Raw genomic sequence first — 11,248 nt, forward strand, 5'->3', positions numbered from 1 at the left:
TGTACCGGTACAGAGTCGTCAAGGCCGCGTGAGGAGCGCGCCAACACTCGCACGGCCTCTCGATAATTGACAGGTCCCTGTCGATCGGGAGAGGATGACGTCATGACCCCCTCCGCGACGCTGCAGCGCCTCATCCTCTCCGTGTCGGACCTCGACCGGGCGATCGCCTTCTACGCCGGTGCGCTCGGCCTGCAGGAGACCGAGCGGACCGACGGGCTCGCGTGGCTGCGGACCGGCGACGGCGTGGAGGTCATGCTGCACGAGCGCCGACCCGAGCCGTCGGACACCGCCGTGGCCGCCGGCTTCGCGACGGTCGGTCTCGAGGACGCCGTCGACCGATGCGTCGGCGCCAGGGGCGTCGTCGTGGACGAGGTGGAGACGAGGCCGTGGGGCGAGCGGATGGCGGTGCTCCGGGACCCGGACGGCCACCTCCTGTGCGTGAGCGAGGGGCGTTGACCTCCGCGGGGGCACTGACGGCGCTCGTCGACGAGACCTTCCGCCTCGCGGACGCCTTCTCGCGCGCCGGGGACGCCCTCGTCGCCGAGGAGGGGCTGACCGCCGCACGGTGGCTGACACTGGGAGCGGTCGCGCACGGCCCGCTGAGCGTCGCGGGGATCGCCCGGCGCCGCGGCATGCGCCGGCAGTCCGCCAACGAGTCCGTCGCCCAGCTGGAGAGGGCGGGACTGGTCGTCCGGCGCCCCGATCCGGCCGATGCGCGCGCGCCGCTGGTCCATCTCACCGACGAGGGACGCCGCGCGCTCGACCGGATCCGGCCACGGCGTCTGGCGTGGGCGGCGGACGCCGCGGCCGGCGCGTCGGAGGCGGACCTGATCGCGGCCGTCGACCTGCTCCGGCGGATCCGCACGACGCTCGAGACGGGAGCCCGCGATGAGTGACCAGACGCCGCATCTCGGCGGCCGCCGCGCGGCGGACGGCAGCGCGGGCGACGCCGACTACGGGGCGGTCGGCGGCTCCTATGCCGCCTTCCGCCGTGCCGACCCCCGGATCGCCCGCCGGATCTCGGACGCGCTCGGGGATGCCGCCTCCGTGCTCAACGTCGGAGCCGGGGCGGGAAGCTACGAGCCCACGGACCGGAGCGTGACCGCGGTCGAGCCCTCCGAGACGATGCGACGGCACCGCCGCGCACCGCTCCCGCCCGCGGTCGACGCCGTCGCCGAGGCCCTTCCGTTCCCGGACGACGCCTTCGACGCGTCCATGACGACCTTCTCCGTCCACCAGTGGAGCGACCTGGAAGCGGGCCTCGCCGAGATGCGGCGGGTCACCCGCGGGCCGGTCGTGATCCTCACCTGCGACCCCGACCTCCTGGACCGGTTCTGGCTCGGCCGGTACGCACCCGGGGTCATCGCCACCGAGCGCCGGCGGTATCCGTCCACGACACGACTCCGGGCGGCGCTGGGCGGGAGCGTGACGGTCGAGCCGGTCCCGATCCCGCAGGACTGCACCGACGGCTTCAACGAGGCCTATTACGGGCGACCGGAGCGCCTCCTCTCCGCCTCGGCGCGGGCGGCGTGCTCCGCATGGAGCTTCATCGACCCCGCAGTCGCCGCGGCCTACACCCGAGACCTCGGGCGCGCTCTGGACACCGGCCAGTGGGATGCCGACTACGGCCACCTCCGCACGCAACCCTTCTTCGAGGGGTCGTTGGTCCTCGTCCGCGCCGTCCCGTCCTGACCGGGTGCCGCATCCCCCTACCGCTCCCCCACGATCCGACCTCAGGAGGTCTCCCATGTTCGAACCGATCGGCGGCTTCAGCGGCTTCTCCGTGCGCAGCGCTCGCGCGACCCGTCAGTTCTATCGAGACGTGCTCGGCCTGGACGTGCGCCCCCATGGCTATGGGACGTTCGTCACCCTCCCCGGCGGGAACACCGTCTTCTTCTACCCCAAGGGCGCCCGCCACCGACCAGCCGACTTCACGATCCTGAACCTCGTCGTGCCCGACATCGACGCGGCCGTCGACGCCCTCGCCTCCCGAGGCGTGGAGTTCCAGCATTACCCGCACACCGATGCGAAGGGCATCCAGCGCGGCCTCGCGAGCGGTCGCGGGCCGGACCAGTCCTGGTTCACGGACCCCTCCGGGAACATCCTCTCCGTCCTCGTGGACGATGCCGGAGGCGACGGCACTCGGTGACGCGTCGAGCCCCGCACACCTGATCGGCGCCCTTTCGTCACGGTAGGCGCGCTGTGGGTGCGCTCCAGGCCGCTCGTCACATGTACGTGTCGAACTCCTTGCTCTTCTCGGACGCGATGATCGTCCGCTCGGCGACGCCTTCGGGAGGCGCGGGCCAGATGTCGACGAGGTACCGGTCGGGCGCGGTGATGTCGAGGTCGTCGGGCTGGGGAAGGTCTCGTCCGCGGCCGAGGACGCGGACGCGGACGCCATACGTTCCGGGGCCGGGGAGGAGGTTCGGCGGGATCCTGATCGCATCCGAGCTCTGGGGGACCAGGTCGCCGCTCGGGGAGTCGATGGTGGTCATCGCCATGTCCTCCCACTCCGTCATGTCCGCCTCTGGTGGCTCCCTGTCGAAGACACGGGTATGGACGCCGCAACGCGCGCCCGTCTCGCCGAGGAGTCCCTGTCCATCCACCGCCGGATCATCATCGACGCCCCCTGCCTCGGTCCGGCCGTTCTCCCGCCGTTCCTGCCCCGAAGGGACTAGTTCCCCATGGACATCACCCTGCCCGCCATCCCCGCCGGCGTGCTCGTGCTCCTTGGCCTGATCGCACCGCACCTGATCGGCTTCCTCAACGGCATCCTGTCGTTCATCGAGAAGCCGTGGCAGAAGCGGACGCTGTCCGTCGTCGTCCCGGTCGTGCTCGCCGCCCTAGTGCTGGCGTTTACCTCGTCTACACCGGCGACGCCGTGCCCGAGTGGCCCCAGCTCGTGCCGCTCACCGTTGTGGTCGTCCAGGCCAGCTACGCGCTCATCACGAAACCCACGGCCACCGCCATCGAGCGCCGGTAGACGCTCGGCTCCTCGCTTCGCCGCGACCGTCGCTGACCAGGGCCCGCCGAACCGTTCCGCTCTCTTCGGAGAGCGGGACTTCACGGTGGACGATCAGCTGGACAGCAGCTTGGACAGCAGGCTGGACAATATTGGGGCTGATTAGTTAGGTTGAGCTTGTGGCGACCCAAACGAGGCAGTACGAGACCTCACACCCATGGCTGACTTTCAACTTCAAGACCCAAGATCTCGGCAACATCGTCTGGGCTCATCTGGGTGAGTCCTACTCGAAGTGCCAGCACCTCATTGGTGCGCCGCTTCAGCCGCGAGTCGCTTGGGACTTGGCCCGGGTGTACATGCGCAGAGGTGCTCTCGCCTCCGCAGCGATCGAGGGCAACACCCTCAGTGAAGACGAAGTCAACGAGATTCTCGATCAGAAGAAGTCTCTCCCTGAGTCTCAGCAATACCTTGAGCAGGAAGTGCGAAACGTGATGGACGCTTTGCGCAGTGTCCGGCGCGAGGTGTACGAGCTGGACGGGAGCTTTCGCTTGTCCGCAGGCTGGATACTCGGCAAGCACAAGGAGCTTCTGAAGGATCTGGACGTACCGGAGCATGTCACTCCGGGTGAGTACCGCGACATACCGATCGTTGTGGGCCAGTATCGCGGAGCCCCCGCAGAGGATGTGTCCCACCTGATGGACCGGCTGTGCGACTGGATCAACACGATCCTCGATGACGTGAATGCGAAGCGCGATCATTCGCCCGACCAGGCGTTCTTCCTAGCGTTCTTCGCAGCGACGCTGTCCCACTTGTACCTCGCATGGATCCATCCATTCGGCGACGGCAACGGACGGACGGCACGGTTGATCGAATGCGCGGTGCTTGCGCACTGTGGTCTCGTGCCGTGGGTCAGTACGAACTTGCTATCGGACTACTACAACCGAACGCGCTCCAAGTACTACGAGAAGCTCGCGGACGCCTCACGGCGCGACGATGTCGCTGGCTTCATTGGCTACAGCGCGCTCGGATACCGTGACCAGCTCAGAGAACAGATCAGAACGGTCCAGGCTCATCAACGGATGGTCGCATGGGTCAACTACGTGCATGAGCGCTTCCAGTCCGAGCCGTCAACGGACATCGCCCGCAGGCGCCGGACCGTCGTCCTCGCCATGCCAGACGGCGTTGATCTGACGCGGAGGGAGATCCGGTACCTGACACCCTTGATCGCTTCCCTCTACGACGGCACGAGCGACCGTCTCCTACGTAGGGACATCGGCAAGCTCCTTGAGCTAGAACTCATCGATGAGGTCAGCCCGGGCAAGTACCGTTCGGGAATCTGGCGTATGGATGCGTTCACGCCTCGTCCCGAGCTCGGTGCGTTCGCTCCTGTGCTGGAACACGTCGATGACTAACTCCGCGACGATGGAGCAGAAAACCGCCCCATCCTCCTTCGGGAGGATGGGGCGGTCTCGTCGTTTGGCTTATGAGCGCGGCGGGGAGCTTACCCTAGCGGCTCGATAGGACTTCATCATGAGGAGGTACCAGCCCAATATAACGATCACCGCGACGGCATAGAACCATACGCGGAACTCGTCGAAGACGTACCCCATCCAGATGCCTCCCACGAAAACCACCAATGCGGCGATGGTGGCGAGGAGGTGACTTGTTGGGTGGGTGATGGTCCGGAACCAACCGTTCGACGGACCTGCTGATTGTCCAGTCATGATCGTATTTACCCTCCGATGTCTATCGGCACGGACCCTCGAGGTAGGTGTCGACCCACCAGACCGGGGGCACGGCGGGCGCCGTAGTCAGCGTAACCTGGACGCACCTCTTCGGATTCGAGTTCTCTGCAACACCAGCGTTGTAAGCCAAAACCACACCGGCCGCGATGCATACCGCGGCCATGGGGCCGCACACCGCTCCACCGAGCGAGGCGATGCCGAGATCGGCGATCGTCTTAGTCTCTGCCCGGTCGAATCGCACGCGAGACTGGAACGGAAGCGGCGCATCGAAGGTCGGGTCCGCCACAACGGGGTAGGCGACATCGACGTCGGAATGCTTGACGACCTGAGTCAACGTGCTCCCATCCACGACGTACTCGGTAGCGACGTCGTTGCCATTAGCATCTACGGCCCACGGCGCTTGCACCTGTGCGACTGCAGTTTCGACGAGCGCGACGCCTTCTCCCTCGCCATTGGCACGGTAGACAGTGGCGCTTCCGTCAGCGGCGACTTCGATGCTGGCCCCTGGCCCAAAGTCGTATGAGAACTGCTCGGGCTGTTCCGGCGACGCGATGACCGTGCTCACTCGAACTTGGTCTTCAGAGGCAAGCACATTCACCGCAGGGGTGCTTGTGTTTCCTGAATAGGTCACTGACCCGTCAGCAGCGAGGGTCGCGGGTCCGAGGGCCGTCGCGTTCGGGACCAACACGCGCGCCCCCAGAGCCCCATCGTTCCGAGACAGCTCGATGGGGCGTGTTGCCTCATTCGGCAACACGACACTGACCCCTTCCGCGAGTTCAGCGCGCAAGACATCGTCCTCTTGGCTGAGAGAAGTGGCGGCGAGCGAGACGGGGGCAGCCTGGGCGACGGCGAAGGCTACGTCGTTCGCTTGGTCGTCCTGCGTGGCGTAGGCGGGCGTCATGCTGCCTGCTACGAGCGCCAGGGACACCCCGGCGGTGAACACTGCGTTCCGAACTCTCATAGTTACGTTCCGTTCTGTCATCCGTTGTAGATGGAATCTCGCGGTTCGAGGCTACGGGGATGTCCCACGCACCGATGTAGGGATTTTGGGGGACTGACATTTCACATCCCGGCGCCTATACTAAGGCGCTCTCCACGGCTGGTGACGGGCACTCAAGTCGTTGTCGGTACTGCCCCGTGATCGCGGTCACCCACCGGGCACGCTGCTCCCGCGCGCCCTCCTGCTCCTCGGATGCCACCGGGGCGGGGTCTCTCTCGGCATGCAGGGAGCGTACGCCCATCCGCTGACGTTGGTCAGCCGCCCGTGAATCCGGCACGCGCGAGTGCCACGATTGCAGGCGGGACAACTCCCAAGTCGTCTACGTAGAGGACGGCGGCAAGCGAAAGGACTCCGTGATGCCCAGCGTGAACGTACCGCCCGCCCCGGACCCCGCCCCGCAAACCGTCTACGAGGTGAAGGCCGCCAACGGCCAGAAGATCACGGTCAGGTTCAGCGGCGAGCCATCGGACGCCGCGTGGCGACGATTCGCCGAAGTCGGCGTGCGGATCCTCGAGAACCTCGCCGACCGTGACGCTCGGGCAGAAGCCGAACGAGCCGCTAACGCAGAGCGTGAAGAGGAAGCGACGCGCCAGCAGCCCCGACCATAAGGTGCAGAATACGGTGCAGACGAACGAGGGGTCCTGACCAGTCTCTGGTCAGGACCCCTCGTTATCCGCGTAGTTCCGCGGTGGTGGCAAGTGAGGGATTCGAACCCCCGAAGCATTACGCGGCTGATTTACAGTCAGCTCCCTTTGGCCGCTCGGGCAACTTGCCAGTGCACACCCGTCCCACTTTTTCAGCCGACCGGGGGCGCGAAGATCCATCATACCCGTCCCGGCCGGGCACCGGAAATCGGCCCCTGGGGGCGGCTCAGGTGGCGATGCGGGCGAGCGCGCGGGCGAGCCGTTCGTCCGCGTCCGGGCCGCCCACGGCGTCCTTGCGCACCGTGCGCACCGCGTCGGCGATGCGGTCGGCGCGATCCGGGTCCGTCCCGGCGCGCAGGACCCGCGGGTCGGCCTCCGATGCGTCCACGACCCCGACGGGCGCCTCGCGGAGCGGCTCGACCAGCTCCGCCTCCGTCACCACCACGATCGGATCCGCGCCGAGGTCCGCGCGCGCCCCCGCGTGCAGCCGCCCGGCGACGGCACCGCCGAGCCCCGTGAAGGGCACGGTGCCCTGCCCGTGCTCCTGCACGCGTCCGGCCCCGATCACGACCCGGCGTCTCCCGGTGCCGGCCGGCGCGTCCAGCGGCAGCACACGCACGCGATGATCCTCCATCACGACACGGATCCGCCGCCCGTCCTCGTCGTCCGCGAGCGGCGTGAGCAGCACGACCCCGTGGCCTCGTCGCGCGAGCCGACGAGCCAGATCCGCGCCGGCCCCCGCCACCGTCTCCCGGGCACCGTGCTCGTCGCGCACCTCGTCGATCCGGGCCTCCCCCACCACGACGATCCGCTCGCTCATGCGCTCCTCCTCGGGCCAGCGTAGCCCGCGTGCGGTCACGCCCGCCTGCGGCCCCGGGAGAACAGAAGAGGCAGGGACGACGAAGGCCCCGGATCCGAGGATCCGGGGCCTTCGATCACCCGAGCTCACGGCCGCGACGCGGCCCTGGGCTCACCCGATCAGTTGTAGGTGCCGGGGGTGATGTCGTCGGTCGAGAACGCGTCGAAGTCGACGTAGCCGAAGTCGCCGTCGGCGTACGCCCCGTCGGATGCGAAGATCCGGTTCGGGTAACGCTCGCTCTTGGCCTCCTCGGTCGCCTCCACCGTGATGTCGCGGTAGCGGCGCAGGCCCGTCCCGGCGGGGATGAGCTTACCGATGATGACGTTCTCCTTGAGGCCGACCAGCGGGTCGCTCTTGCCCTCCATGGCGGCCTGCGTGAGCACGCGGGTCGTCTCCTGGAAGGACGCGGCCGACAGCCACGACTCGGTCGCGAGCGACGCCTTCGTGATACCCATCAGCTCGGGACGGCCGGACGCGGGGCGCTTGCCCTCGGCGACCGTCTCGCGGTTGATGCCCTGGTACTTCTTGAAGTCCACCATCTCGCCCGGCAGCAGCGTCGTGTCACCGTGGTCGACGACCGTGACCTTCCGCAGCATCTGGCGCACGATGACCTCGATGTGCTTGTCGTGGATCGGCACACCCTGCGAGCGGTACACGCCCTGCACCCCGTCGACGAGGTACTTCTGGGCGGCACGCGCACCCTGGACGCGCATGACCTCCTTGGGGTCGAGCGTGCCGACCTGCAGGGGCTGGCCCACGACCACGTGCTGGCCGTCCTCGACGAGGAGCGTCGCACGCTTCAGGACCGGGTAGACCACCTCTTCGTCGCCGTTGTCGGGCGTCAGGATGACCTTCTTGGACTTGTCGGTCTCCTCGATGGTGATCCGGCCGTCCGCCTCGGCGATCGGCGACGCGCCCTTCGGGGTGCGCGCCTCGAACAGCTCGGTGACGCGCGGCAGACCCTGGGTGATGTCGTCGGCCGACGCCGAACCACCCGTGTGGAAGGTACGCATCGTCAGCTGCGTACCGGGCTCACCGATCGACTGGGCCGCGATGATGCCGACGGCCTCGCCGATGTCCACCGTCTTGCCGGTGGCGAGCGAACGGCCGTAGCACTTCGCGCACACGCCGACGGCGGAGTCGCAGGTCAGCACCGAACGGACCTTGATCGAGGTGACGCCCGAGTCGATCAGCTTGTCGATGAGCACGTCGCCGACGTCCTCGCCCGCCGTGGCGAGCACCGTGCCGGCCTCGTCCACGACGTCGACCGCGAGCGTGCGGGCGAACACGGAGTTCTCCACGTTCGCGTCGCGCACCAGCGTGCCGGTCGAGTCGACCGCGGCGATCGGGAGCTCGAGGCCCTTCGACGTGCCGCAGTCGTCCTCGCGGATGATGACATCCTGCGAGACGTCCACCAGACGACGGGTCAGGTAGCCCGAGTCCGCCGTACGGAGAGCCGTGTCGGCCAGACCCTTTCGGGTACCGTGCGTCGCGATGAAGTACTCCGCCACCGACAGCCCCTCGCGGTACGAGGAGATGATCGGACGTGGGATGATCTCACCCTTCGGGTTGTTCACCAGGCCTCGCATACCCGCGATGTTGCGGATCTGCAGCCAGTTACCACGGGCGCCGGAGGACACCATGCGGTTGATGGTGTTGTCCTGCGGGAAGTGGGCGCGCATCGCGGCCTGGACCTCGTCGGTCGCCTCGGTCCAGATCTTGATGAGCTCCTGACGACGCTCGGCGTCGGTGGTGAGGCCCTTCTCGTACTGCGACTGGACCTTCGCGGCCTGCTTCTCGTAGCCCGCGACGATCTCCGCCTTGTTCGGCGGGGTGAGGATGTCGCTCAGCGCGACCGTCACACCCGAGCGCGTGGCCCAGTAGAAGCCCGCGTCCTTGATCCGGTCCAGCGTGGCCGCCGTCTCGACCTTCGGGTACTCCTCGGCCAGCTTGTTGACGATCTGCGACAGCTTGCCCTTGTCGGCGACCTCGCGCACGAACGGGTAGCCCTTCGGCAGGGCGTCGTTGAAGATCGCCTGGCCGAGCGAGGCGTCCACGAGACCGTGGCGCTCGTAGCCCTCGGGGGCCTCGCCCTCGAGGAAGGTCAGACCCGGGATGCGGATGCGGACCTTCGCCTGCAGGTCGAGCGTGCCCTCGTCCTTGGCGAGGATCGCCTCGGACACCGAGCCGAACGCACGGCCCTCGCCGACCGCCCCCTCCTTGACCGTGGTCAGGTGGTGGAGGCCGATGATCATGTCCTGCGAGGGCAGGGTGACCGGACGGCCGTCGGACGGCTTCAGGATGTTGTTCGACGCGAGCATCAGCACGCGGGCCTCGGCCTGGGCCTCGACCGACAGCGGCAGGTGCACGGCCATCTGGTCACCGTCGAAGTCCGCGTTGAAGGCGGCGCAGACGAGCGGGTGCAGCTGGATGGCCTTGCCCTCGACGAGCTGCGGCTCGAAGGCCTGGATGCCCAGGCGGTGCAGGGTGGGGGCGCGGTTCAGCAGCACCGGACGCTCGCGGATGATCTCCTCGAGCACGTCCCACACCTCGGGGCGCGTGCGCTCCACGGCGCGCTTGGCGGCCTTGATGTTCTGCGAGTGACCGAGGTCGATCAGGCGCTTGATCACGAACGGCTTGAACAGCTCCAGCGCCATCTGCTTGGGCAGACCGCACTGGTGCAGCTTCAGCTGCGGGCCGACCACGATGACCGAACGGCCGGAGTAGTCGACGCGCTTGCCGAGCAGGTTCTGGCGGAAGCGACCCTGCTTGCCCTTCAGCATGTCGCTGAGGGACTTCAGGGCGCGGTTGCCGGTGCCGGTGACGGGACGACCGCGGCGGCCGTTGTCGAACAGCGCGTCGACGGCCTCCTGCAGCATCCGCTTCTCGTTGTTGACGATGATCTCGGGGGCACCGAGGTCGATCAGGCGACGGAGGCGGTTGTTGCGGTTGATCACGCGACGGTACAGGTCGTTGAGGTCGGACGTCGCGAAGCGGCCACCGTCCAGCTGCACCATCGGGCGCAGCTCCGGCGGGATCACCGGAACGACGTCCAGCACCATCGAGGCCGGGCTCATGCCGGTCTCGAGGAACGAGTTCACGACCTTCAGGCGCTTGATCGCGCGGATCTTGCGCTGGCCCTTGCCCTCGGCGATCTGCAGGCGCAGGTTCTCCGCCTCGCCGGCCAGGTCGAAGCTCTCCAGGCGCTTCTGGATCGCCTCGGCGCCCATGTGGGCCTCGAAGTACTGGCCGAAGCGGTCCTGCAGCTCGTGGAAGACGTCGTCCTCCGGGCGCAGCGCGCCGACCTCGAGCGTGCGGAAGTCCTCCCACACGCGCTCGAGCTTGGCGATCGCCTCGTCGGCGCCCTTGCGGATCTGGGACATCTCCTTCTCGGCGGCGTCCTTGACCTTCTTCTTGGCGTCGGCCTTGGCGCCCTCCGCCTCGAGAGCGGCGAGCTCCTCCTCCAGCTTGGCCAGGCGCTCCGCGATCTTGGCGTCGCGGCGGTCGCCGAGCGTCTTCAGCTCGAGACGGATGTTGTTCTCCTGCGTGGCGAGGTCGCGGTGACGCGCGTCCTCGTCCACGGAGATCACCATGTACGCGGCGAAGTAGATGACCTTCTCGAGGTCCTTCGGCGCCATGTCGAGCAGGTACCCGAGGCGCGAGGGCACGCCCTTGAAGTACCAGATGTGGGTGACGGGCGCAGCGAGCTCGATGTGGCCCATGCGCTCGCGGCGGACGGAGCTCTTGGTGACCTCCACGCCGCATCGCTCGCACACGATGCCCTTGAAGCGGACGCGCTTGTACTTGCCGCAGGCGCACTCCCAGTCGCGGGAGGGGCCGAAGATCTGCTCGCCGAAGAGGCCGTCCTTCTCCGGCTTCAGCGTGCGGTAGTTGATCGTCTCGGGCTTCTTGACCTCGCCGTAGGACCAACGACGGATGTCGTCGGCGGTGGCCAGACCGATGCGAAGCTCATCGAAAGTTGTTGCGTCGAGCACTAGTTCTCCTGTGTCGAAATTCTCTGAAGAAGTGGGTCTGGCT

General features: G+C 67.6%; 12 protein-coding genes and 1 tRNA gene. 8 read left to right on the forward strand and 5 right to left on the reverse strand.

Annotated features, from left to right (window positions below):
- Window positions 1-102: 102 nt before the first annotated feature.
- The 4 genes from K8F61_RS09810 to K8F61_RS09825 are packed head-to-tail and all read left to right on the forward strand — an operon-like array spanning window position 103 to window position 2,149.
- Window positions 103-456 carry a VOC family protein gene (locus K8F61_RS09810; RefSeq protein WP_231818873.1) on the forward strand — a complete coding sequence of 118 codons (354 nt, stop codon included), beginning with the start codon at window positions 103-105 and terminating at the stop codon, window positions 454-456.
- Window positions 453-896 (forward strand): MarR family winged helix-turn-helix transcriptional regulator, encoded by a 444-nt coding sequence (locus tag K8F61_RS09815; protein ID WP_231818874.1) that lies wholly within the window; start codon window positions 453-455, stop codon window positions 894-896. The genes K8F61_RS09810 and K8F61_RS09815 overlap by 4 nt, the downstream gene beginning before the upstream one ends.
- Window positions 889-1,692, forward strand: coding sequence for a class I SAM-dependent methyltransferase (locus K8F61_RS09820; protein WP_231818875.1), 804 nt, complete (start codon window positions 889-891; stop codon window positions 1,690-1,692). Before K8F61_RS09815 ends, K8F61_RS09820 begins: the two co-directional genes overlap by 8 nt.
- 55 nt (window positions 1,693-1,747) lie before the next feature.
- A complete protein-coding gene (locus tag K8F61_RS09825; protein ID WP_231818876.1) occupies window positions 1,748-2,149 on the forward strand; it encodes a VOC family protein in 402 nt (133 codons plus the stop codon).
- A gap of 76 nt (window positions 2,150-2,225) precedes the next feature.
- Here the strand turns inward: K8F61_RS09825 and K8F61_RS09830 are convergent, their stop codons facing one another.
- Window positions 2,226-2,495, reverse strand: coding sequence for a hypothetical protein (locus K8F61_RS09830; protein ID WP_231818877.1), 270 nt, complete (start codon window positions 2,493-2,495; stop codon window positions 2,226-2,228).
- 60 nt (window positions 2,496-2,555) lie between these two features.
- Here K8F61_RS09830 and K8F61_RS19050 point away from each other — a divergent pair, with 60 nt between their 5' ends.
- Genes K8F61_RS19050 through K8F61_RS09840 form a run of 3 tightly spaced genes read left to right on the forward strand, consistent with a single transcriptional unit; the run spans window position 2,556 to window position 4,374 of the window.
- Complete coding sequence (locus K8F61_RS19050; protein WP_269456621.1) at window positions 2,556-2,678, forward strand: hypothetical protein; 123 nt, start codon at window positions 2,556-2,558, stop codon at window positions 2,676-2,678.
- 6 nt (window positions 2,679-2,684) lie between these two features.
- Window positions 2,685-3,128, forward strand: coding sequence for a hypothetical protein (locus K8F61_RS09835; protein ID WP_231818878.1), 444 nt, complete (start codon window positions 2,685-2,687; stop codon window positions 3,126-3,128).
- 13 nt (window positions 3,129-3,141) lie between these two features.
- Window positions 3,142-4,374: a Fic family protein gene (locus K8F61_RS09840; RefSeq protein ID WP_231818879.1), complete on the forward strand. Its 1,233-nt coding sequence runs from the start codon at window positions 3,142-3,144 to the stop codon at window positions 4,372-4,374.
- A gap of 334 nt (window positions 4,375-4,708) precedes the next feature.
- On the opposite strand, the gene K8F61_RS09845 is transcribed toward K8F61_RS09840, so the two are convergent.
- Entirely contained in the window at window positions 4,709-5,608 is a 900-nt protein-coding gene (locus K8F61_RS09845) for a hypothetical protein (protein WP_231818880.1), read from the reverse strand.
- Between the two features lie 455 nt (window positions 5,609-6,063).
- On the opposite strand from K8F61_RS09845, the gene K8F61_RS09850 reads away from it, so the two are divergent.
- Window positions 6,064-6,315, forward strand: coding sequence for a hypothetical protein (locus tag K8F61_RS09850; protein ID WP_231818881.1), 252 nt, complete (start codon window positions 6,064-6,066; stop codon window positions 6,313-6,315).
- An 81-nt stretch (window positions 6,316-6,396) separates the two neighbouring features.
- Here the strand turns inward: K8F61_RS09850 and K8F61_RS09855 are convergent.
- From K8F61_RS09855 to rpoC, 3 genes are all read right to left on the reverse strand, one after another.
- Window positions 6,397-6,481 (reverse strand) — tRNA-Tyr (locus K8F61_RS09855).
- A 96-nt stretch (window positions 6,482-6,577) separates the two neighbouring features.
- Window positions 6,578-7,171, reverse strand: coding sequence for a carbohydrate kinase family protein (locus K8F61_RS09860; protein WP_231818882.1), 594 nt, complete (start codon window positions 7,169-7,171; stop codon window positions 6,578-6,580).
- A 158-nt stretch (window positions 7,172-7,329) separates the two neighbouring features.
- Complete coding sequence (gene rpoC / locus K8F61_RS09865; protein ID WP_067243339.1) at window positions 7,330-11,205, reverse strand: DNA-directed RNA polymerase subunit beta'; 3,876 nt, start codon at window positions 11,203-11,205, stop codon at window positions 7,330-7,332.
- Between the last annotated feature and the right edge of the window lie 43 nt (window positions 11,206-11,248).

The sequence above is a fragment of the Microbacterium resistens genome, from assembly GCF_021172025.1.
GTDB lineage: Bacteria > Actinomycetota > Actinomycetes > Actinomycetales > Microbacteriaceae > Microbacterium > Microbacterium resistens.